At 66.5% G+C, this 22,337-nt stretch carries 23 protein-coding genes; 8 read left to right on the plus strand and 15 right to left on the minus strand.

Going from position 1 to position 22,337, the window contains the following annotated elements; translation table 11 throughout:
• Window positions 1–14: 14 nt before the first annotated feature.
• From CAL15_RS07835 to fliR, 7 genes are read left to right on the plus strand one after another with little or no spacing between them, the layout of a single operon-like run.
• Complete coding sequence (locus CAL15_RS07835; protein WP_086078063.1) at window positions 15–605, plus strand: flagellar basal body-associated FliL family protein; 591 nt, start codon at window positions 15–17, stop codon at window positions 603–605.
• Between the two features lie 2 nt (window positions 606–607).
• Complete coding sequence (gene fliM, locus CAL15_RS07840) at window positions 608–1,609, plus strand: flagellar motor switch protein FliM (RefSeq protein WP_086078064.1); 1,002 nt, start codon at window positions 608–610, stop codon at window positions 1,607–1,609.
• Window positions 1,602–2,117, plus strand: a complete 516-nt coding sequence (gene fliN / locus CAL15_RS07845) for a flagellar motor switch protein FliN (RefSeq protein WP_086078065.1) — start codon at window positions 1,602–1,604, stop codon at window positions 2,115–2,117. Before fliM ends, fliN begins: the two co-directional genes overlap by 8 nt.
• A gap of 4 nt (window positions 2,118–2,121) precedes the next feature.
• A complete protein-coding gene (gene fliO / locus CAL15_RS07850; RefSeq protein ID WP_086078066.1) occupies window positions 2,122–2,499 on the plus strand; it encodes a flagellar biosynthetic protein FliO in 378 nt (125 codons plus the stop codon).
• A gap of 13 nt (window positions 2,500–2,512) precedes the next feature.
• Entirely contained in the window at window positions 2,513–3,307 is a 795-nt protein-coding gene (fliP, locus tag CAL15_RS07855) for a flagellar type III secretion system pore protein FliP (RefSeq protein ID WP_086078067.1), read from the plus strand.
• A 19-nt stretch (window positions 3,308–3,326) separates the two neighbouring features.
• The gene (gene fliQ / locus CAL15_RS07860; protein WP_086078068.1) at window positions 3,327–3,596 is read left to right on the plus strand and encodes a flagellar biosynthesis protein FliQ; all 270 of its coding nucleotides are present in this window, start codon (window positions 3,327–3,329) and stop codon (window positions 3,594–3,596) included.
• A 21-nt stretch (window positions 3,597–3,617) separates the two neighbouring features.
• The gene (gene fliR, locus CAL15_RS07865; RefSeq protein WP_086078069.1) at window positions 3,618–4,406 is read left to right on the plus strand and encodes a flagellar biosynthetic protein FliR; all 789 of its coding nucleotides are present in this window, start codon (window positions 3,618–3,620) and stop codon (window positions 4,404–4,406) included.
• Between the two features lie 451 nt (window positions 4,407–4,857).
• Here fliR and CAL15_RS07870 read toward each other — a convergent pair whose 3' ends face one another.
• From CAL15_RS07870 to flgB, 15 genes are all read right to left on the minus strand, one after another.
• A complete protein-coding gene (locus tag CAL15_RS07870; RefSeq protein ID WP_086078070.1) occupies window positions 4,858–6,615 on the minus strand; it encodes a methyl-accepting chemotaxis protein in 1,758 nt (585 codons plus the stop codon).
• 111 nt (window positions 6,616–6,726) lie between these two features.
• The gene (locus CAL15_RS07875; RefSeq protein WP_086078071.1) at window positions 6,727–7,164 is read right to left on the minus strand and encodes a hypothetical protein; all 438 of its coding nucleotides are present in this window, start codon (window positions 7,162–7,164) and stop codon (window positions 6,727–6,729) included.
• A 32-nt stretch (window positions 7,165–7,196) separates the two neighbouring features.
• On the minus strand, window positions 7,197–9,074 hold the full coding sequence (locus CAL15_RS07880) for a methyl-accepting chemotaxis protein (protein WP_086078072.1): 1,878 nt from the start codon (window positions 9,072–9,074) through the stop codon (window positions 7,197–7,199).
• A gap of 66 nt (window positions 9,075–9,140) precedes the next feature.
• Entirely contained in the window at window positions 9,141–10,985 is a 1,845-nt protein-coding gene (locus CAL15_RS07885) for a methyl-accepting chemotaxis protein (protein ID WP_086078073.1), read from the minus strand.
• A 79-nt stretch (window positions 10,986–11,064) separates the two neighbouring features.
• Window positions 11,065–12,309: a flagellar hook-associated protein FlgL gene (flgL, locus tag CAL15_RS07890; protein ID WP_086078074.1), complete on the minus strand. Its 1,245-nt coding sequence runs from the start codon at window positions 12,307–12,309 to the stop codon at window positions 11,065–11,067.
• Between the two features lie 48 nt (window positions 12,310–12,357).
• The gene (flgK, locus tag CAL15_RS07895) at window positions 12,358–14,001 is read right to left on the minus strand and encodes a flagellar hook-associated protein FlgK (protein WP_086078075.1); all 1,644 of its coding nucleotides are present in this window, start codon (window positions 13,999–14,001) and stop codon (window positions 12,358–12,360) included.
• A gap of 66 nt (window positions 14,002–14,067) precedes the next feature.
• Entirely contained in the window at window positions 14,068–15,006 is a 939-nt protein-coding gene (gene flgJ, locus CAL15_RS07900) for a flagellar assembly peptidoglycan hydrolase FlgJ (RefSeq protein ID WP_086078076.1), read from the minus strand.
• A gap of 9 nt (window positions 15,007–15,015) precedes the next feature.
• Window positions 15,016–16,134 (minus strand): flagellar basal body P-ring protein FlgI, encoded by a 1,119-nt coding sequence (locus CAL15_RS07905; RefSeq protein WP_198299243.1) that lies wholly within the window; start codon window positions 16,132–16,134, stop codon window positions 15,016–15,018.
• 17 nt (window positions 16,135–16,151) lie between these two features.
• Window positions 16,152–16,841 (minus strand): flagellar basal body L-ring protein FlgH, encoded by a 690-nt coding sequence (locus CAL15_RS07910; protein ID WP_086078078.1) that lies wholly within the window; start codon window positions 16,839–16,841, stop codon window positions 16,152–16,154.
• Between the two features lie 2 nt (window positions 16,842–16,843).
• Window positions 16,844–17,629 (minus strand): flagellar basal-body rod protein FlgG, encoded by a 786-nt coding sequence (flgG, locus tag CAL15_RS07915; protein ID WP_086078079.1) that lies wholly within the window; start codon window positions 17,627–17,629, stop codon window positions 16,844–16,846.
• Between the two features lie 51 nt (window positions 17,630–17,680).
• Entirely contained in the window at window positions 17,681–18,427 is a 747-nt protein-coding gene (locus CAL15_RS07920; RefSeq protein WP_086078080.1) for a flagellar basal body rod protein FlgF, read from the minus strand.
• 31 nt (window positions 18,428–18,458) lie between these two features.
• Window positions 18,459–19,685, minus strand: a complete 1,227-nt coding sequence (gene flgE / locus CAL15_RS07925; RefSeq protein WP_086078081.1) for a flagellar hook protein FlgE — start codon at window positions 19,683–19,685, stop codon at window positions 18,459–18,461.
• A 67-nt stretch (window positions 19,686–19,752) separates the two neighbouring features.
• Window positions 19,753–20,454 carry a flagellar hook capping FlgD N-terminal domain-containing protein gene (locus CAL15_RS07930; protein WP_086078082.1) on the minus strand — a complete coding sequence of 234 codons (702 nt, stop codon included), beginning with the start codon at window positions 20,452–20,454 and terminating at the stop codon, window positions 19,753–19,755.
• 40 nt (window positions 20,455–20,494) lie between these two features.
• Entirely contained in the window at window positions 20,495–20,914 is a 420-nt protein-coding gene (flgC, locus tag CAL15_RS07935) for a flagellar basal body rod protein FlgC (protein ID WP_086078083.1), read from the minus strand.
• Between the two features lie 17 nt (window positions 20,915–20,931).
• Window positions 20,932–21,339, minus strand: a complete 408-nt coding sequence (gene flgB / locus CAL15_RS07940; protein WP_086078084.1) for a flagellar basal body rod protein FlgB — start codon at window positions 21,337–21,339, stop codon at window positions 20,932–20,934.
• A gap of 173 nt (window positions 21,340–21,512) precedes the next feature.
• Between flgB and flgA the strand changes: the two genes are divergently transcribed.
• Window positions 21,513–22,232 carry a flagellar basal body P-ring formation chaperone FlgA gene (gene flgA, locus CAL15_RS07945; protein ID WP_086078085.1) on the plus strand — a complete coding sequence of 240 codons (720 nt, stop codon included), beginning with the start codon at window positions 21,513–21,515 and terminating at the stop codon, window positions 22,230–22,232.
• Window positions 22,233–22,337: the final 105 nt, after the last annotated feature.

Genomic DNA, 22,337 nt, shown 5'->3' on the forward strand with positions numbered 1-22,337 from the left:
GTATCGACAACGAGATGGCGACCACCAAGATCCCTAGCGCTCCCCGCGCCGCATCCTCCTCCGGCGGCATCGGCCGTCTGCTGCGTCCGCTGCTCATGCTGCTGGCTCTGCTCGCGGTTGCCGCCGCCAGCGTGGCCGCCACGTGGTTCTTCATGAATTGGCAGGCGGGCCGCGAGCTCAGCCCCGTGCAGATCGGCGTAGGCGGCCCGGGCCAGGCCCAGGCAGCCGGCGCGCCCGGCGCGCAGCCCACCACCTTCGTGCCTCCGCCCACGGCGCCGGTACAGGTGCCGGCTCCCATCTTCATTCCGCTCGAGCCGTTCACCGCCACCGTCGAAGATCCCGAGTCCGAGCGCATCGTGCGCGTCGGCATCACGCTGCGGGTCAGCGACGAGCAAAGCCGTACGCGCATCGAGAAGTACCTGCCCGAAGTGCGCAGCCGCGTGCTGATGGTGCTGTCGGCCCAGACGCCGCAGACCGTGCGCACGCCGCAAGGCAAGGCCGACATGGCCAAGGCCATCATGGCTGCCGTCAACAAGCCGTTTTCGCCGATCCCTGACGGCCAGTACGTCTCCGATGTGCTGTTCACGGAATTCGTGGTGCAATAAGCATGGCCTATGAGGCGTTTCTTTCCCAGGACGAAGTCGATGCCCTGCTCGCCGGCGTAACCGGCGAGGCCGACGCGGCGCCCTCGGCGCCTGCGGAGCCCGAAGGGACCCGGGCCTACGACCTCAGTTCGCCGGACCGCGTCGTGCGCCGGCGCATGCAGACGCTCGAACTCATCAACGAGCGCTTCGCGCGCGGCATGCGCAACGTGCTGCTGAACTTCATGCGGCGCAGCGCCGACATCACGGTCGGCGCCATCCGCATCCAGAAGTACGCCGACTTCGAACGCAACCTGCCGGTGCCCAGCAATCTGAACATGGTGCAGATGCGGCCGCTGCGCGGCACGGCCCTGTTCACGTACGACCCCAACCTGGTGTTCCTGGTCATCGACAGCCTGTTCGGCGGCGACGGCCGCTATCACACGCGAGTCGAGGGCCGCGACTTCACCAACACCGAGCAGCGCATCATCCGCCGACTGCTGAACCTGTCGCTGGAATGCTACGGCCGCTCGTGGGAGCCCGTGTATCCCATCGAGTTCGAGTACGTGCGCTCGGAAATGCACACCAAGTTCGCCAGCGTCACCGGCAGCAACGAGGTGGTGGTGGTCACGCCTTTCCACATCGAGTTCGGCGCCACCGGCGGCGAACTCAACATCTGCCTGCCCTACTCGATGATCGAGCCGGTCCGCGACCTGCTCACCCGTCCGCTGCAGGAGACCGCGCTCGACGAAGTCGACCAGCGCTGGACCCAGCAGCTGTCGCGCCAGGTGCGCAGCGCCGACGTCGAGCTGGCGGCCGAGTTCGCGCGCATCCCCTCATCCATCCGCGACCTGATGCGGCTGAAGGTCGGCGACATCCTGCCGATCGACGTTCCTCAAACCGTAACCGCCCATATCGACGGCGTGCCGCTCATGGAATGCAGTTACGGCGTCTTCAATGGCCAGTACGCCCTGCGCGTACAGAATATGCTCAACTACGAACCCTCCGAGGCTTCCGAAAATGACTGACCAGACCGGCGACAGCAGCACGCCCGCCTCCTCGGCCGCCGACGACTGGGCCGACGCGCTCGCGGAACAATCCCGCGTTCCGAACCCTCCCACGCAGGCCGACGGCCTGAAGTCGTCCGACCCGGCTCCGGCCGCCAGCGCCGCCACCGCCGCCGCTCCGCAGGCCCCCGCCCAGCCGGCGGCCCAGTCGGCCGCGCAGTCGGTCTTCAAGCCGCTGTCGGGCAAGGACACCGTCACGGGTACCGACATCGACCTGATCATGGACGTTCCGGTCCAGCTCACCGTCGAGCTCGGCCGCACCCGTCTCACCATCAAGAACCTGCTGCAGCTCGGCCAGGGCTCCGTCGTCGAGCTCGACGGCCTGGCCGGCGAGCCGATGGACATCTTCGTCAATGGCTACCTCATTGCCCAAGGCGAAGTCGTCGTGGTCGAGGACAAGTACGGCATCCGCCTCACCGACATCATCACGCCGTCGGAACGCCTCAACCGCCTGAACAATCGCCGCTGAACCCATGACGCAAGCCGACGTCCTGCGCGTCGCGATCGCCTTAGTACTGATCGTCGCCGCGATACTACTGGCCGCCTGGCTGGCCCGACGGTCCGGCTTGCTGCAGCGCCAGGGCGGCGGCGTGCTTCGCATCGTCGCCAGCCTCTCCGTCGGCCCCAGGCAGAACATCGCGGTGGTGCAGGTGCGCGACACCTGGGTGGTGGTGGGCATCACGCCCAACGGCATGACGCCCCTGCATACCCTGCCCGCCGAGCCGGTCGCGGAACCCGGTTCGCCCCAGGCGGCGGCCGATGCCGCCTCCATACAGCAACAGCAAATGCCCGCCACTTTCGCGACGGCGCTGGCCAAGCGCTTCGCCGATGCGCTGAACAAGCGCCCGTAGCTTTCCGGACATCATGTTTTCCCTCTTTTGCCGCCGCATCGCGCGTAAGCGCCCGCGCCTGGCCTGGCCCCACGCAGCCCTGCTGCTGCTGGCCACGCTGGCATTGTGGCCGGGCGCCACGCTGGCCCAGGCCACGCTGCCGGCCATAACGTCCACACCCGGCCCGGGCGGCTCGGAAACCTATTCGCTCAGCATGCAGACGCTGCTGCTGATGACGTCGCTGTCGTTCCTGCCGGCCGCGCTGCTGATGATGACCGGCTTCACCCGCATCATCATCGTGCTGGGGCTGCTGCGCAGCGCCATCGGCACGCCGACTTCGCCGCCCAACCACGTGCTGATCGGCCTGGCGCTGTTCCTCACCTTCTACACGATGTCGCCGGTCTTCGACCAGATCTATGCCGAGGCCTACCAGCCCCTGTCCACCGGCGCCATCACCTTCGAGACCGCCGTGCAGCGCGCCGGCGCGCCGCTGCATACCTTCATGCTGCACCAGACGCGCGAGACCGACCTGGCGCTGTTCGCCGACATGGCCAAGATGCCGGCCATGGAAGACCCGTCGCAGGTGCCGATGCGGGTGCTCATCCCGGCCTTTATCACCAGCGAACTCAAGACGGCGTTCCAGATCGGGTTCACCATCTTCATCCCGTTCCTCATCATCGACCTGGTGGTGGCCAGTGTGCTGATGGCGCTGGGCATGATGATGGTTCCTCCCGTCACGGTATCCCTGCCCTTCAAGCTCATGCTGTTCGTGCTGGCCGATGGCTGGCACCTGCTGCTGGGCTCGCTGGCGCAGAGCTTCTATCAATGACCCAGCAGGTGTACGCGCGATGACCCCGGAAACCGTCATGTCCATGACCTACCAGGCGATGAAGATCACGCTCGTCCTGGCCGGTCCCCTGCTCATCATCACGCTGGTCGTCGGCCTGGTCATCAGCATCTTCCAGGCCGCCACGCAGATCAACGAAATGACGCTGTCCTTCATTCCCAAACTGCTGGCCATGTGCGCCGGCATGGTATTGATGGGACCGTGGCTGCTGGGCCTGATGACGGACTACATCCGCCAGTTGATCGCCCAGATCCCCTCGCTGGTCTCCTAGCCGGCCGGGCCGGCGCGCGCCATGATTTCGTTTACCATGGACCAGCTCAACGGCTGGATCGGCCAGTATCTCTGGCCCTTCGTGCGCGTGCTGGCGCTGCTGGGCGCCTCGCCCCTGTTCGCCGAGTCCAACATTCCCACGCTCGTGAAGATCGGCCTGGGGTTCATGCTGACCGTCGCCATCGCGCCCAGCCTGGGACCGATGCCCGCCGTGCCGCTGAATTCCTACGACGCCTTGTGGATCGTGCTGCAGCAGGTGCTGATCGGCCTCTCCATGGGCCTGGTCATGCGCATCGTGTTCACCGCGGTGCAGACGGCCGGCGAATTCGTCGGGCTGCAGATGAGCCTCTCCTTCGCGTCATTCTTCGATCCTTCAACGGGCGCGAACACCGCCGTGTTGTCGCGGATGTTCAACATCATCGCGGTCCTGGTGTTTCTCACGCTGGATGGCCACCTGCTCATGCTTGCGGCCTTGGCGGGCAGTTTCGAAAGCCTGCCCATCAGCACGGCGGGACTGGACCCCAACGGCTGGGGCGTATTGATCGACTGGAGCAGCACGATCTTCACCGCGGGCCTGCTGCTGGCCCTGCCCTTGATCTGCGCGCAGCTCACGCTGAACCTGGCGCTGGGCATCCTGAACCGCGCCTCGCCGCAGCTGACCGTGTTCGCCATCGGCTTCCCCATCCACCTAATTGGTGGACTGATCCTGCTGTCCGTGGTCCTGCCGCATGCCGGGTCGTTCTTCGAAGACCAGTTCCACGCGGCGCTGCGCACCATCGGCGACCTGATCGTCAGGCTGGCGGGACGCTAGAGCCTGCAGGTTCCCGGAACAGGTCCGGATTCCGCACTGAAGCAGCCCCGCAACGCCGGCGCAGCGCCTCAGGCGCATGCGGCAAGACGCGGATGCCCAATGCGCCCGCGGCATCGTCGCCCAGCTGGCGCCACCGCACGACAGCCCTTCCCTCACGAGCAGGCTTGGCAGGCCAGGACAGCCGCCAGCCGTGCCGGCACGCAGACCGTGCCATCGCGCGCCATTGCTCTCATCCGTTTCAGGACAAGACCCTCTGTCCACCGCGCCGCGCGTCGCGCCGTAACTACTGGCGACGTGGCCGCGCATGGAGCCGCCATCTGCCCCGGCGGCCTGTGCCCGCGCGTTCGCATCCGCCGCGCCCCATCGGGATTCCCAAAAGCCGCGCGGGCCAGGTCCCTTGAGGAACCTGGCCCGCGCGGTACTGCGACGGCCTGGGAGGGGGATGCTCCGATCAGCCCTGCGTCACCATCGGAGCACTGCCGTAACCCTGCAGCTGCGCAGCCGGGACCTCGATGACTTCGCCGGCGTTGATGCGGAACACCGCCACGGCCTCGGCCAGGCGCTGCGCCTGTTCCTGCAGCGAGCCCGCGGCAGCGGCAGCCTCTTCGACCAATGCCGCGTTCTGCTGCGTCACCTCGTCCATCTGTGACACCGCGCGGTTCACCTGGTCGATGCCGCTGGACTGCTCTTCGGACGCCGCCGAGATCTCGCCCATGATGTCCGTCACCCGCTTGACCGAGGCCACGATCTCCTGCATCGTCGCGCCAGCTCGTTCGACCTGCTGCGAGCCCGTGCCCACCTTGCTGACCGAATCCTCGATCAGCACCTTGATCTCCTTGGCCGCCTGCGCGCTGCGCTGCGCCAGCGAACGCACCTCGCCCGCCACCACCGCGAAGCCCTTGCCCTGCTCGCCCGCACGGGCGGCTTCCACCGCCGCGTTCAGCGCCAGGATGTTGGTCTGGAACGCAATGCCGTCGATGACCGACACGATCTCGGAAATCTTGCGCGAGCTGGCCGAGATGCCGTCCATGGTGTTCACCACCTCGGACACGGCCGCGCCGCCGCGCTCGGCGACCTGCGAGGCGCTGGCCGCCAGCTGGTTGGCCTGGCGCGCGTTGTCGGCATTCTGCTTCACCGTCGAGGCCAGCTCTTCCATCGAGGCCGCGGTTTCCTCCAGCGAGGCGGCCTGTTCTTCGGTACGGCTGGACAGGTCGGTGTTGCCGGCCGAGATCTCCTGGGCGCCGACGTTGATCTCGTCCACGCCGCGGCGCACCGCGCTGACCGTGCGCGTCAGGCTTTCCTGCATGCGCTTCAGGGCGCTGAACAGCTGGCCGATCTCGTTGTTGTTGCGCACCTCGACGCGGCTGGTCAGATCGCCGGCGGCGATCTTGTCGAAGTGCTGGCCGGCCTCGACCAGCGGACGCACCACCAGGCGACCGAACACGATGCGCGCCATGATCATCAGAATCAGCGCCAGCACCACGGCGGCAACTACGGCCATGATGGCGCGGTTGAAGCTGGTCCCAGCCTGTTCGACGGTCTGGTTCTGCGTGTCCTGGATGTAGTTGGTGAACTGGCCGATCGCTTCGATGAACGACGCGCTGCGCGGCGTGCCGTACTCGTTGTTGACCATGTAGAACGTCGAATAGTCCTCGCTGCGCAGGGCCTCGAGCATGGTGTCCACGCCGTCATCGATGTACGAGCGATAGCGGCGCACCAGGTTCATCGACAGCTGCCGGCCGGTCTCGTCCTCGAGCATGTTCTTCTGGAACTCGGCGAAGCGGTTGCGCACGCCGTTCAGCAGGTCGGTGGCTTCCTTCAGCGAGTCCTGCGCGGCCTGCGTGGAACCGCCATTGGCGGCGCCGCCGCCGCTGCCGGTGCCGCCGCTGCCCCAACCCGCTTCCTGCAGGTGGCGTGCCGACACCATCAACGCCACGCGAGCGCGCAGCATGTCGCTGTTGATGATCTCAACCTGCTTGCCGCGGTCGGTCAGCTGGGCGATCTGCTGCACCGACTGGTAGTTCTGCTGCAGGAAATAGGCGGCCATCAGGCCCATCGCGGCCACCAGGATCAAGAAGACGCCCATGACCCACATCAGCATGGTGCCGACGCGGGCGTCACGCAGCTTGAAGGAGCGCTTCTGCTTGGGCGCCCGCTTGCGCTTCTTGGCTTTGCCCGTTTGTTCGCCTGCTTCGAGATTGGTTTCCATAGCTCCCCCTGCTTCCAGGAAAATTCAAAAAGTGACCACTTTCCCCACGCTCGCCACAGCGACTGCAGGGAGAGTCCCTACCGGGCCCGCAACGGCCCGCACATACGACGCTTACTGCGTAGCCCCCGGCGGGATGACGATCCAGCCGGACTCGGGCTGCTCCGCCTGCGGCGCGACTGCGACGGGCGGAACCGGCGTCGGCTCCGGCCCCAACAGCTTCTGGCGCTCCCATGGCTCCAGCAGGATGTTGGTGCTGTCCACCAGCCGCATGAGACGCCCATCGGGACCGAACTGCAGCAAGGCTTCCTTGCGGCTGTACAGCCCTTCGGGCACGAACGTGATGTGAAAGCGCCACAGCGCCAGCGTGGTGCCGTCGCTCTGGGCGTATGTCTGGTCAGGAGGCGCGGCCAGCGTGCGGGCCGCCTGGGCGATGGTCGTCTGCCCCGGCGTCAGCATCGACAGCTTGCCGGGATCGAAGTTGTGTCCGGTGGCCGTGCAGCCGCCGAGCATCACCAATCCGGCCACGGCCAAGGTCTTCAGATATCGCATCGCTTGCCTCGTCTTGGGCGGTTGGTCCGCCGTCAAAAGGATTCCCAATCGTCGGCGGCCGGCGCACGGCGAGCCGCGGGTGTGGTAGCAGGCGCGGTTGCGGTTGCGGTTGCGGTTGCGGTTGCGGCGGGCGCCACGGCGGCCTTGGCGGCAACGGCTGGGCGCTCGCGGGCAGGCCTGCGGGCGCTGGCGGCGTCGGGCGCAGCCGGTTTGTCGAGATGCAGCGCCACACGAGCCGCCGGCCTGGACGCGGCGGGCGGCACGGATTCGGCTCGTGCTTCCGCGCGCGGCTTGGGCGCCGGCATGCGCGGAGCCTGGCGCTGCGCCAACTGCGCGGATACCTCGATGACCTCGCCCGCGTTGATCTTGAACACCGCCACCGCCTCGGCCAGGCGCTGCGCCTGTTCCTGCAGCGAGCCGGCGGCAGCGGCGGCCTGTTCGACCAATGCCGCGTTCTGCTGCGTCACCTCGTCCATTTGCGACACCGCGCGGTTCACCTGGTCGATGCCGCCGGATTGCTCTTCCGACGCCGCCGAGATCTCGCCCATGATGTCCGTAACGCGCTTGGCGGAGCTGACCATCTCCTGCATGGTGGCGCCGGCGCGTTCGACCTGCTGCGAACCCGTGTCCACCTTGCTGACCGAGTCCTCGATGAGCACCTTGATTTCCTTGGCCGCCTGGGCGCTGCGCTGCGCCAGCGAGCGCACTTCGCCCGCCACCACCGCGAAGCCCTTGCCCTGCTCGCCCGCACGGGCCGCTTCCACCGCCGCGTTCAGCGCCAGGATGTTGGTCTGGAACGCGATGCCGTCGATGACCGACACGATCTCGGAAATCTTGCGCGAACTGGCCGAGATGCCGTCCATCGTGTTGACCACTTCGGCCATCGCCTGGCCGCCGCGCTCGGCCACGCTGGAAGCCGTGGCCGCCAGCTGGTTGGCCTGGCGTGCGTTGTCGGCGTTCTGCTTCACCGTCGAAGCCAGTTCTTCCATCGAGGCCGCGGTTTCTTCCAGCGAGGCGGCCTGCTGCTCGGTCCGGCTGGACAGGTCGGTGTTGCCGGCCGATATCTCGCGGGCGCCGACGTTGATCTCGTCCACCCCGCGCCGCACGCTGCCCACGGTGCGCGTCAGGCTTTCCTGCATCCGCTTGAGCGCGGCGAACAATTGGCCAATCTCGTTGTTGTTGCGGACCTCGACGCGGCTGGTCAGGTCGCCGGCCGCGATCTTGTCGAAGTGCTGGCCGGCCTCGCGCAACGGGCGCAGCACACCTCGCGACATGAACACATAGGCGCCCACCGCCGCCAGCACGATCAATACGGCCATCACGACATAGAGGACGTTGACCAGCATCGCCTGGCGCTGATAATTCCGCAGCGTCTCCTCGCTCGTGCTGCGGATGTTCTCGGCGAAGGTGGTCAGCTGGGTGGACAGCCCCGCGCTGGCGGCGCCTGCCCTGCCGTTCTTCACGGCCGTGTACCGGGCGGCGTCCTTGGCCGCGAGCGCAGAGGCCATCTCGTTCAGCGCGCCGATATACGCCTGAAAGGCGGAGACCAGCTCGGACTCGCTTGCCTTGCCGACTTCCGTCACTTTCGGAATGGCGCGGAACTCTTCGATTTTCTTCTGCGCACCGGCGACCTGGTCCTGCAACATGCGCAGGCTCTGCGCGAAGCCGGCCTCGTCACCCGCCTGGTGCTGTCCCAGCGCGATGTCGCCGCGCACCACCGAACGCAGCGTCAGGACATACGCATCCTTCACCAGGTTATTCTGCCTGACGCTGAGGCTGTCCAACCGGTCGAGCGCGTTCCGCCCGTCCCGCGCGCCATCCCACCCCAGGCCGATGGAGGCCAGCGCCAGCAACGCCAGGCCCAGCACCACCGCAAGCAATCCGGTCTTTACTTTCAGGTTCGAGAACATAGAGGTGCGTGATCGAAATGGACCGACAGCCGGCGCACCGCGCCGGCGTCACGAAGCGTCAGAAGGTCAGAAAGATTCCCAGTCATCAGAGGCGGTCGCGGGCGGCGTCTTGCGCTTGGCGGGCGCGGTGGCCGGCGCCGCAGCGGCATCGGCATCAGGCTCGGGGCGACGGCGCGGCGGGCGACGCACGCTGGCGCCCTCGGCCGTGCCAGGCTCGACCACGCGTGCCGTGGCCGGCAGGCGCGGCGGCGCGGCCACAGGCTTCACCGGCTCGGCCACGGGCGCGGCAACCCGAGACGCCGGGGCCGGAACGCGCGGCACGCGGCCGCCGGCAAGCTGTGCCTGCGCCTCGATGACCTCGCCCGCATTGACCTTGAACACCGCCACGGCCTCGGCCAGGCGCTGCGCCTGTTCCTGCAGCGAGCCCGCGGCAGCGGCGGCCTCTTCGACCAGCGCCGCGTTCTGCTGCGTCACCTCGTCCATCTGCGACACCGCGCGGTTCACCTGGTCGATGCCGCTGGACTGCTCTTCGGACGCCGCCGAGATCTCGCCCATGATGTCCGTCACCCGCTTGACCGAGGCCACGATCTCCTGCATCGTCGCGCCCGCGCGTTCGACCTGCTGCGAGCCCGTGCCCACCTTGCTGACCGAATCCTCGATCAGCACCTTGATCTCCTTGGCCGCCTGCGCGCTGCGCTGCGCCAGCGAACGCACCTCGCCCGCCACCACCGCGAAGCCCTTGCCCTGCTCGCCGGCACGTGCCGCTTCCACTGCCGCGTTCAGCGCCAGGATGTTGGTCTGGAACGCAATGCCGTCGATGACCGACACGATCTCGGAGATCTTGCGCGAGCTGGCCGAGATGTCTTCCATCGTGCTGACGACCTCGGATACCGCCACGCCGCCGCGCTCGGCGACCTGCGAGGCGCTGGCCGCCAGCTGGTTGGCCTGGCGCGCGTTGTCGGCGTTCTGCTTCACCGTCGAGGCCAGCTCTTCCATCGAGGCCGCGGTTTCCTCCAGCGAGGCGGCCTGCTCTTCGGTACGGCTGGACAGGTCGGTGTTGCCCGAAGAGATCTCGCGCGAGCCCACGTTGATCTCGTCCACGCCATGGCGTACCGCGGTGACCGTGCGCGTCAGGCTTTCCTGCATGCGCTTGAGCGCGGCGAACAACTGGCCGATTTCGTTGTTGTTGCGGACCTCGACCCGATTGGTCAGGTCGCCGGCGGCGATCTTGTCGAAGTGCTGACCGGCCTCTTTCAGCGGACGCAGGACGTTGCGGCTGATGAAGAATCCACAGCCTACGCACACCACCAGCGACAGCAGGAACAGGACGACGGTGATCAGGCGCGACTGCTCGAAGTCCTCTCGTCCCAGCACGACCAGGTTGTCCGTCACCTGGTCGACATAGGCCAGGAACTCTCCCATGGTCCTTTCGAGCTCGGCCGAGCGTTGCACGGCGGTGGGCATCAGGTCGGCATACTCGCGCAGCGACTGCGAGCGCAGCGCATTGGCCTGCCGGCTGCTGGTGTCGAAATAACCGTTCAGCGCCGCCATCATCGGCTTGACGCGTTCGGCAACGTCGGGGGGCATCCCGGACTTGCCTAGCGATTCGAAGTCCTGGCGGCCCTTGGTCAGGGTTTGGTCGGCACGCTGAAGGGCGGTGTCGGCCTCGCCCTTGCGGCCGTCCTGCATGTGGATCATGGCCAGATTCAGATTCAGGCGCGAGCGCAGCAGGTTGGAATATGCCGCATACGCCGGCACGACTTGGTCAGAGTAGGCGTTGTTGACTCGGTCCAGCTTGTCGTTGCTGGCGGTAAACGACAGCAGCGACAGTCCGTTGGACACCACCATGAACAGGCAGAACAACCCCAACACGATGCCTATGCAGGTGCGGACCTTCAGATTGGAAAACATGACTTGCCTATCTATCAAAAAACGCGCTCCTTTAGCGGGAGCGCGTGAGAAATTACCTGCCGGCCAACCCCGTCCAGGGTTAGCGGTTCATGCTGAACAGGCTGGAACCCCGGATCAGCGTGTAAGCCTGTGCCGCCGCGCTCAGCGCGGTTTGCCGCATCACCAGCTCGCTGGTGACCTTGTAAGGATCGACGTCCTCCAGATCGGAGAGTTGCTTGCCGTATGACAGCCCTTTCTCGGTGCCCGTGGCTTCCAGTGCATCGAGTTCGTTCATCCGGGCGCCGACGGAGGCCTGGACGGTGAGAATGTTGTCGTAGCCCAGCGTGATCTGCTTGTTGGCCGAGGCCAGCTCGTTGATCAGGCGCGCATTGGCCACGGGATCGTTCGCGATCGGCTGTCCCAGCACGTCGATCAACTTGTTCAGGCCCTCGAACATGTCCATGTTCGAGGCTTTGGGCGTTTCGACCGTGAAGGTGTCTCCGTCCGCGGGCTCGCCCGAGATGCGCAGCGAGACGCCGTTCATGTCGATGGTGTCGCCCGACGTATAGGGCTGGGTCGGCATCACGGTGGTGGTGGGAGGAACGGTCGGATGCGTGACCGTCACCGTGTATTCCATGCCCCCGCCGGCCGCGGCGTTGAACTCGATTGAGAAATCGCTCTTCACGAAGTTCGTGGCGCTGGGAACGTCGTAGGACGCGACGCTGAACTTGCCCGTGCCCGCGTTGCCCAGGTCGGCGCGGGTGATGTAGGCCAGCGTGCCCGCCGCCGCCTTGCCGAAAATGTCGGTGCCGGTATCGCTGCTGGCCAGCTGACGGGTCTGGTCCACCTGGATCATGCGCTGGCCCTGGTCACCCTGGTAACTGACGTTGCCGGCGCCGTCCATGACGAACGGTTCGGTGCCGCCCTGGTAGCCCGAGAACAGGTATTGCCCGTTGCCATCGGTGGTGTTGCCCAGCCCGACCAGTTGATCGCGGGCGCTGGTCAGCGCCGCGGTCAGCGTCTGGCGATCGGCGTCGCTCATGGTGCCGTTACCGGCCTGGACGATTCGGGTCAGGATTTCCTGCACGGTCGTGCCGATGGACTTCAGGGCGTTGTCTTCGAGGCCCAGCGTGCGGTTTGCCGTGGCCCGGTTCGACTTGTAGGTCTCGTTCATGCTGGCCGTCTGCGTGATGTTCACGGTCAGCGCGGCGGCCAGAGGATCGTCGGCAGGCGACAGGAAGGCCCGTCCGGTGCCCAGCTGCTCCTGCAGGCGCGCCAGCGTGGCCTGCTGGTCGAGGAGGCTGTTCAGGCCGTTCTGGTACATCATCGAGGTGCTGAGACGCATGGTCTGTACTCCGGATTATGCGTGCGGGTCGGCGTTCTGGGACGGGTATCAGCGCAGGCCCAACAGGGTGTCGAACACCGTGCCGGCCACTTCCAGGATCTTGGCGCTGGCCTGGTACTGCGTCTGGTAGATCTGCAGATTGACGTACTCTTCGTCCAGGTTGACGCCCGACACCGCCTGCTGGGCGCCGTATTGCTGCTTGATCAGGTTGTCCTGGGCCGTCGACGACGATTTCAGGGCCTGCGCCTGGACGCCGACGTTGTTGACCAGCGTGGCGTAGGCTTCCGTCAGGCTCATCGAGCCGCCGCCCAGCACCTTCTTGGTCTGCAGCTCGGCCATCGCCAGGCCGTTGTTGCCGTTGGCCGTGCCGCCGGCGGCGTCGGCAAGTGCCAGCTTGGCGGGATCGGTGATCAGGACGGTCAGGTCGCGGGCGGCATCGCGGGTGCCCTCGATCTGCCAGCTGTCGCCCGCCGCGGGAACGCCTGCGGGGGTCACGGTGAGGCCATCGAACGTCAGGGCGCCCGTGGCATCCGGAACCGGCGTGAAGGTTTCGCCATCGGACATGCGGGTGACGCGGTAGTCGGTACCGTCGAACTCCACCGTGTAGCCGCTGGCCTTCAGTTCGTTCGCGTCGGAGTACTCGACGGCGAGCGAGCCAGTGCCGGCGTTGCTGCGGTTGGTGATGGCGGAGGGCTGCATGAAGCCGAACAGGGGCTCGCCGGGGTCGCCGTTCAGGTCCACGCCCTGCTCGTGCTGCTCGTTCAAGGCCATGGCCAGGCCGATCGCCAGCTGGCCCAGCTGGTTCTGCACGGGATCCAGCGATTCGTTGCGGAAGGCGAGCAGGCCGCCCAGCTTGCCGCCGGACACTTCGCTGTCGGCCAGTTCGATCGTGGCGGTGGTGCCGCCGCCGGCAGGGATTTCATAGGCCAGCACGGTACGGCGCGGATCGGCTGCCGAGGCCACGGCCTTCAGCGGGCGCACCGTGGTGCCGGACAGCAGGGTCTGGCCATTGTCCATGGTGATGGTCAGGCTGCCGTTCTGGTTGTACCAGCGGATGCCGACCAGCTGGTTCAGTTCGCTGACGGCCTGGTCGCGCTGGTCGAGCAGATCGTTGGGCGGCTGGCCGCTTTTGCCTTCGGCGATGGTGATCTGCTGGTTCAGTTCGTTGATGCGGTTCAGATAGCTGTTGACCTGCTCGACGGTCGTGCTGATCTGCGTATTCAGGCCGTCGCGCTGGTTCTGCAGCTCGCGATAGGCCAGGTTCAGCTGGGTCGCCAGGCTGTTTGCCTTGCCCAGCAGGTCCTGCCGCACCGCCGGATCGCCGGGCTTGCTGGCGCCGTTGTTCAGGCCGGTGAAGAAGCCGTTGAGCGCCGGCGTGATGCCCACCGTACGATCGGACAGGAAGTCATTGATCTGCGACAGCTGGTCCAGGTGCGACGTGAGGCCGGCGCCCGTGCCCTGCGACGTGACCAGCTGGCGATACAGGAAGCTGTCGTACTGGCGCTGGACGGTGTCGACCTTGACGCCGCGGCCGAAGAACCCCTCACCGGTGCCGGTGGCGCCTGCCGTCGAGGTGACGACGCGCTGGCGGTTGTACCCGATCGTGGTCTGGTTGTTGATGTTGTGGCTGGTGACTTCCATGCCAGCCTGCGAGGCATTCAATCCAGTCTTGGCCAAGTTATACAGATTCATGCATAGCCCCGTAGTCGACGGCGATCAGTTACAGACGTCTGGTTAACGGCAAGTTTGCAGCCGAATTTAGCGGCGATCCGAAAAAGCCGATGGCATTACCGCGGCGCGCATCTGGGCCATGATCTGGATCAGCTTGTCGGCATAGGAAGGATCGGTGGCGTAGCCGGCCTTCTGTATGTTGCGCGCGGCTTCGATCTCGTTGCGCGACTGGGTCACGCTTTCGTAGCGCGGACTGTCCCCGATCAGCTTCGCGTAGTCGGCGAACGCCTCTTCGTACGAGCCGTATGCGCGGAACGGCTGCACCATCTTCTGCGGCACGCCGTCGACGTACTCGGTGGTCGTGACGTGGACCACCTTGCCCGACCAGCTCGAACCCGCCTTGATGCCGAACAGGTTGTGACTGGTGCGCCCGTCGGGATGCAGGATCTCGCGCTTGCCCCAGCCGGATTCCAGGGCGGCCTGGCCCAGGATCAGGCGGGCCGGCACGCCGCTCTGCTGCGACGCCACATTGGCGGCGTTGGACATGCGGGACACGAAGTCCACGACGTGATCGGGCGCCCCTTCGGCCGCCGCCATGGCGCGATCGCGCGGGCGGTTGTTGCGCAGCACGTCGAGCAAGGCCGACACGCCTACGCGGCCGCCCTGCTCCGGCTGCCCGGCGCCGGGCTCGCCGCCCGTTTGGGATTGCGCCGGCTGCATGTGTTCGAGCAGCGACTTGGCCAGACCGATGCCGGGATCGGCCAGCTGCAGCGCCAACTGTTCGTCGGTCATGGCCTGGACCATCTCGGTCTGCTGACTGTCGAACAGGCCGTCCTTCGGCGTGGCCGCCCGCATCCGCTTGATCATGAGCTGCAGGAACAGGGCCTCGAACTGCTTGGCCACCTGCTTCTGCTCGGTCTCGCCGCCGGGCTTGTCCACCGCTCCGCGCTTCAGGTCGGCCAGCCTGCCCATGTCGAAGACCGATTCCTGCGAAACGGAACGAGGGGTATAGCTGCCGAAAGACATGAAGCGGTCCTAGATGATTTCGAGTTCGGCGCGCAGCGCGCCGGCGGCCTTCATGGCCTGCAGGATGGCCAGCAGGTCCTGCGGCGTGGCGCCCAGCGCGTTCAGCGCCTTCACCACCTCGGCCAGATTGGCGCTGGTGTTCAGGCGACGGATGGCTCCGCCATCCTGGCGGACTTCGATCTGCGTGTTCGGCGCGACCACGGTCTGGCCCTGCGTGAACGGCGTGTCGGGCTGGAACACCTGGGTCTGCTGGTTGATGATCACCGACAGGTTGCCGTGCGACACGGCCGCCTCGTCGATCATGACGTTGCGGTTCATGACCACCGAGCCGGTGCGGGCGTTGATGATGACCTTGGCGCTGGCGGGCGCCCGGGTCACCTGGAGGTTCTCGAGCCGCGACAGGAAAGCCGGCATGGCCGACGGATCGGCCGGTGCGCGCACCTGCACCACCCGGCCGTCGAGCGCCACGGCGGAGCCGGGGCCGAGCTGGCGGCTGATGGCCGCGGCGACGTTCTGCGCCGTGCCGAAATCGGTGTCGTTCATCTCGAAATACACCATGCCGTCCTGGCCCACCGTGGTCGGCACGGTGCGCTCGACGATGGCGCCGCCGTTGATGCGGCCGCCGTTCAGCGTATTGATCTGCACGCTGGATCCGCCCGCGGACGCGCCGGCGCCGCCCACCAGCAGGTTGCCCTGGGCGATGGCGTAGATCTGGTTGTCCGCGCCCTTGAGCGGCGTCATCAGCAGCGTGCCGCCGCGCAGGCTCTTGGCGTTGCCCATGGAGGACACCACCACGTCCAGCGTCTGGCCGGGCCGGGCGAACGACGGCAGCGTGGCGGTAACCATGACCGCCGCCACGTTCTTGAGCTGCATGTTGCTGCCCGGAGGCACGGTGATGCCCAGCTGGGACAGCATGTTGGTCAGGCTCTGCTGGGTGAAGGGCGTCTGGCGCACCTGGTCGCCGGTGCCGTCCAGCCCCACCACCAGGCCGTAGCCGATCAGCTGGTTGCCGCGCACGCCCTGCACCGAAGCCAGGTCTTTCAGGCGGTCCGCGTGGGCGGCCCCGCCGGCCAGCAGGCACAGCGCGGCGAACAGGCGGGTCGCGAGGACGAACAGGAATCGGGGCATAGTCGGCAATGGCATGTTCAGAACGGCGAGGCCAGCAGGAAGAAACGTTGCAGCCAACCCATGGTCTGGACCTCGTCCATGGTGCCCTTGCTGCGATACTCGATACGGGCATCGGCCACGCGCGTGGACGAGACCGAATTGTTGCCGGTGATGGACCGAGGGTCGACCACGCCCGAGAAGCGGACGTACTCGCTGCCGCGGTTGATGGCGATCTGCTTCTCTCCGGCCACCTGCAGGTTGCCATTGGGCAGCACGCCCACCACCGTGGTCGTGATGTTGCCGGTGAAGGTATTGTTGGCCGAGCTGTTGCCGGTGCCCTGCATGGCGTTCTCGCCCGAGGCGTCGGCGTCCATGTCGGCATTCACCACGCCATCGATGAAGTTGGGCATGGCGCCGATGCCCAGGCCCACGGAACCCTGCCGGTTGGTGTTGGTGGCCACGTTCTTGGCGGCGTTGGTGCGCTCTTCCAGCACGATGGTGACGACGTCGCCCACGTTGCGCGGACGGCGGTCTTCGAACAGCGGATAGTTGCCGTACACCGTGGGCTGGAAGATCGATCCCGTGGGGCGGGCCACCTGCATGGGCGGCGCCGGCGGCACGGCCGTGGTCGGCCCGAGCACCACGGGCTCGGGCGGAACCAGGGCGCAGCCCGCCATGGCAAGCAGTACACCCGAAGCGGCGAGCAGGCGCAGCATCGACGCAGCCATAGTCACAGTTGCGACAGGCGGGCCAGCATCTCGTCGGAGGTCTGCACGGCCTTGCTGTTCATTTCGTACGCGCGCTGCGTGGTGATCATGTTCACCAGTTCTTCGGCGACGTTCACGTTCGAGGTCTCGGCGTACTGCTGCTGGATCGAACCGGCGCCGTCCACGCCCGGAGCCAGCAGGTTGGCCGGGCCCGACGAATCGGTTTCCAGGTACAGGTTCTCGCCGATGCTCTGCAGGCCCACCGGGTTGATAAAGGTGGCGATCTGCAGCTGGCCGATCTGCACGTTGATGCCGGCGTTGCCCGGCTGGGTGACCGACACGGTGCCGTCCTTGCCGATGGTCAGGGTGAGCGCGTTGTCGGGCACGTTGATGGGCGGCTGGATCACGTAGCCGCCGGCCGTGACGAGCTGGCCGTTCTGGTCGGTCTGCAGCGAGCCGTCGCGAGTGTAGGCCTGCGTGCCGTCGGGCAGCTCGACCTGGAGGAAACCGCGGCCGTCGATGGCGATGTCCATGTCGTTGCCGGTGTTGTTCAGGTTGCCCTGGTTGAACACCCGCTCGGTGGCGGCCACGCGCACGCCGGTACCGAGTTGCAGGCCCGACGGCAGCTGGTTGGCGTCGCCGACCTGGGCGCCCGGCTGGCGCAGGGTCTGGTACATCAGGTCCTGGAAGATCGCGCGGCCGCGCTTGAACCCGTTGGTCTGGACGTTGGCCAGATTATTGGAGATCACGTCCATCGAGGTCTGCTGACCCTCGAGGCCGGTCTTGGAAATCCACAGCGAACGCATCATGGCTAGTTGCTCCTGGGCGCGACCCGCCGGGCCGCGCATGAATCATTGAAATCAGCTGACGGCGAGAATCTGGTTGGCGCTGCCGGCGTTCTCGTTCGCGTCGCGGATGATCTGCATCTGCATCTCGAAGCGCCGCGCGTTCTCGATCATGCCGACCATCGCCTCGGTGGGGCTGGAATTGCTGCCCTCGAGCACGCCGGACATCAGGCGCAGCGCCGGGTCGGCCGGCAGCGGCGGCGTGCCGGCGGCCATGCGGAACACGCCGTCGTCGCCGCGCAGCAGCGCCGTCTCCTGCGGGCTGACCAGCTTCAGGCGCCCGAGGTTCAGGATGTTGTTGGGCGGGTCCCCCGCTCCGATGGCCGTCACAGTCCCGTCGGAAGCGATGGACAGCGATGCCTGGTCGGGAATCTCGATGAGCGCGTTCTGGTCGGACAGCACGGGCTGGCCCAGCGAAGTCTGCAACAGGCCATTGACGCCGACCTGCAGGCTGCCGGCGCGCGTGTAGGCCTCGCCCTGGGGCGTCTGCACCGCCAGCCAGCCGCTGCCGGCGATCGCCACGTCCAGATCGCGCCCGGTGCTGTTCACCGTGCCGAGCGCGAAATTGCTGCCCGGCGTGGTGGCTACCGTCGACACGCGGGTGGGCAGCGACGTGCCGTCCAGCATGGGCACCGAACGGTACAGCGCGATCTGCTCGCGAAACCCCGGCGTGTTGACGTTGGCCAGGTTGTTGCTCAGCACGGCCTGCTGCTCGGTGATCCGGGCAGCGCCGTTCATGGCGGTGTAGATGACGCGATCCATCGTCTATTCCGTGTCGAAGCCCGAGTCGGCGTCAGATGTTCATCAGGACCTGCAGGACTTCGTCCTGAGTCTTGATGGTCTGCGTGTTGGCCTGATACGTACGCTGGGCGATGATCATGTTCACCAGCTCGTTGCTCAGGTTGACGTTGGACTGCTCCAGCGACTGCCCGCTCAGCGTGGACAGGCTGTTGGTGCCCGGTTGGCCCAGCTGCGCCTGGCCCGACGCGGCGGTCTCCTGCCAGGCGTTGTTGCCCACCGGCTGCAGACCCTGCACGTTGTTGAACTTGGCCAGCGCGATGACGCCGACGACCTGGCTCTCGCCATTGCTGTACTGGGCCATCACGCTGCCGTCGGCGGCGATCTCGATGCCCAGGAACTGGCCGCTGGCATAGCCGTCGGGCGTCAGCACGGGATTGAAATCGTTGCCGAACTGCGTGACGCCGTCGTAGTTGAGCGCGATGGCCATCGGGTCGGCCGGCGAGTTGACGCCGCCGGGAGTGGCGAAGCTGACGTCGACCGTCGGAGGCGTGTTCAGCAGCACGCCGCTGGTGTCGAACCGCAGCGTGGCAAAGGCGGCTCCGCCGGCGCCGACCGGCATGGGGTTGCCATCGAAGGTGTAGTAGACGTCATACACGCTTTCCCCGGCAGCGTTGGCCTCGCGCTTGACGAAATACTGCTGCATTTCGTGGGCATTGCCCAGGGAGTCGTACACCGTGGTCGGCACCTGATCGGTGTAGGTGCTGCGGATCGTGGGGTCGAACGGCGTGGTGGCGGGGTCGATGGGATCCGCGTTGGCGTCCAGGTTGGTCTGGACGCCAACGCCGGTCGAGGCCACCGGCGCGATGTTGCCTTGCGGCACGGTCAGCGGAACCGGAGCGGCGCCGACAGCGCCGGCGGCATAGCCGGTCAGGCGCATGCCCATCTGGTTGACGATGAAGAAGTCCTTGTCCAGCAGGAACTCGCCGTTGCGCGAGTAGAACACCCCGCCGGACTGGTCCGCCAGGCGGAAGAAGCCCTTCTCGCCGTCGATGGCGATGTCGTACTCGCCGCCGGTCGTCGCCACGTTGCCTACCGTGAAGCGCTGGTTGACCGCCGCGACCTTCACGCCCAGGCCCACGCGGGAGTTGGCGTAGACGTCAGAGAAGGACACCACGCCCGACTTGAAGCCGGCGGTGCCCGAGTTGGCGATGTTGTTGCCGATGACGTCCAGATTTTGCGCGGCGGCGTTCAGGCCGCTCAGTCCTTGTCCGAATCCCATGTGCTATCTCGCTGTCGAATTGTTTAGATGTCCGCTGCGCCGCGGCGCAGCATCAAGTCGATGAATCTCAGGTATTGCCGTAGATCTTGCGGATGTCCAGCATGCTGGCCTGCTTGCCCATGCCCAGCTGCAGGCGCAGGCCGTTGGTGCCGTACGCCACGCCGTTGACCAGGCCGTACTGCAGCGCATCGGCCTCGACGCGCTTGCCTTCGGCATCGGTGGCCGCCACCGTGAACGTGTACTTTCCATCGGCGACGTCCTGGCCGCCGTCGTTCTTGCCGTCCCAGGTCACGTCCAGGACGCCGGTGTCCTGCTTGCCCAGTTTCATGGTGCGAACCACGTTGCCGGCCGAGTCCAGCACCTTGACCTCGACCTCCGCCGCATCGGCCTGCAGGTCGATGCCCACGGGGGTGGCGGAGCGCTTGGTGGCATCCTGCGCATCCGTGCCCAGCGCGATCTCGTTGCCCGGCACCAGCACGCCGCGGCCGATCAGCGCGGCGGCGTTCATGGACTGCGACACGTCGACCTGGCCGCTGATGGCCAGCAGCGTGTTGTTCAGGTTGGTGATGCCTTCCACCGTGGAGATCTGCGCCAGCTGCGAAGTCAGCTCGGCGTTCTGCATGGGGTTGAGCGGATCCTGGTTGCGCAGCTGCGTCACCAGCAGCGTCAGGAACTGGTCCTGGATCTCCTGCGCCGCGCTGGCGCTGCCGGAGCCGCCCAGGCCATTCGAGCTGCTGGTGTTCGAAACACCGTTGACGTTGGTTGCCATGGCTAGTCGTGGATAGGTGAACGTGGAAGGGTCGGGCGCGTCAGGCCTGGCCGATGGTGAGGGTCCTGGCCATGAGCTGCTTGGCCGTGTTGAGCACTTCGACGTTGGCCTGGTACGACCGGGACGCCGCGATCATGTTGACGGTTTCAGCCACCGGATCGACATTGGGCATGAACACGTAGCCCTGCTCGTTCGCCATGGGGTGGGTGGGATCGTAGATCTGCTTCAAGGGCGAGTCGTCCTGGACCACGCCGGCCACGCGGACGCCGCCGACCTCCTGGCCCAGCGCCTGGCCGGGGCTGGGATTGACCTGGAACACCACCTGACGCGCGCGATACGGCTGGCCATCCGGACCCACCACGCTCTCGGCGTTGGCCAGATTGCTGGCCGACACGTTCATGCGCTGGGACTGGGCCGTGAGGGCCGAACCGGCGATATCGAAAATGCTGAGCAGGGACATGCGGGGAGACTCCTAGATCATTCCTGGATGGCCGTCAGCATCGAACGGATGCGGCCGGACAGCACTTGCAGGCTGCTCTGGTAATGCAGGGTGTTGTCGGCGAAGCGCACGCGCTCGTTGTCCATGTCGACCGTGTTGCCGTCCAGGCTGGCCTGGTAAGGCAGGCGATACTGCAGCTCGACGTTGGACGGCGAGACCGCCTTGCCGGGAATATGGCGGGCCGAGGTCAGTGCCAGGTTCGTATCGGGCAGACGCATGCGGTCGCCCAACGCGTTTTCCATGGCGGTCTTGAAGTCGAAGTCGCGCGCCTTGTAGTTCGGCGTGTCCGCGTTGGCGATATTCGACGACAGGACTTCCTGGCGCTGTGCGCGCAGGCTGATGGACTGCTGGAAAAAGCGGAGGTCCTCACTGAGCCGGTCTAGCATTGAGTCGCGCCTTACAAGATCTGTGCGGGTTGGAAAGACCCGGGCGATACCCGGTCCTTTTTGGCATGACGGCATCATAGGTGGCGGCAGGCCGCCACAATCACCCAAATAACCCGCCATTTCCGAGTCAATTCCGTTATTGCGCGGGCGCCTCGGCTTCTACAATCCTTCTCATGCCGCAATACCCCTGCCCCACCGTCCTGCGCCCCGCGCTGGCTGCCGCTCTGCTGGCCGCCGGCCTCGGCCTGCCGGCTGGCGCGAATGCCGGCGCCACCCAGGATCCGGCGGTACTGGGCGCCACGGCTCAGGCCTATCTGCGGGGGCAGCTGGCGGACCTGCCAGGCACGGTCAGCATCACACTGGACCCGCTGCGCACCGAACGGCTGTCGGCCTGCGACAAACTCACGCCGTTCCTGTCATCGCCGGTGCGGCTGCGTCCGCGGATGTCGATCGGCGTGCGCTGCTCCGCCCCGCATACCTGGACCACTTATGTCCAGGCCACGGTCAGCGTGGCCGGCCGGTATTACGTCGCCGCGCAGCCGCTTAGCGCCGGCCGGCTGATCGCCTCCACCGACATCGAGGCCCGCGACGCCGACCTGGCGACCCTGTCTCCGGATATCATTACGGACGCGGCGCGCATCGTCGGCATGCGCGCCGGCAGCCGCATTGCCGCCGGCCAGCCGATCAAGGGCGCGGTGCTGCGCAATGCTCAATCCATCGAGCGTGGGCAGAACGTCAATATCGTCATCAGCGGCAAAGGGTTCACGGTGTCGGGCGAAGGCCAGGCGCTGGACAACGCGGCCCCCGGTGACCGCGTGCAGGTCCGGACGACGTCCGGCCAGGTCGTCAGCGGGGTGGCGCGCAATGCCGGCCTGGTCGAAATCACCCTGTAGTCGCGTTACATATTTTTCGCTCCTGTCACGCAACCAGGCTAAAGTTGCTGGCGCCGGGGCCGTTACGAAGACAAGACCAAGGCAGATCGGCCGCTATCCGAAACC

Source organism: Bordetella genomosp. 13, assembly GCF_002119665.1.
In the GTDB taxonomy this organism is placed as follows: domain Bacteria; phylum Pseudomonadota; class Gammaproteobacteria; order Burkholderiales; family Burkholderiaceae_B; genus Bordetella.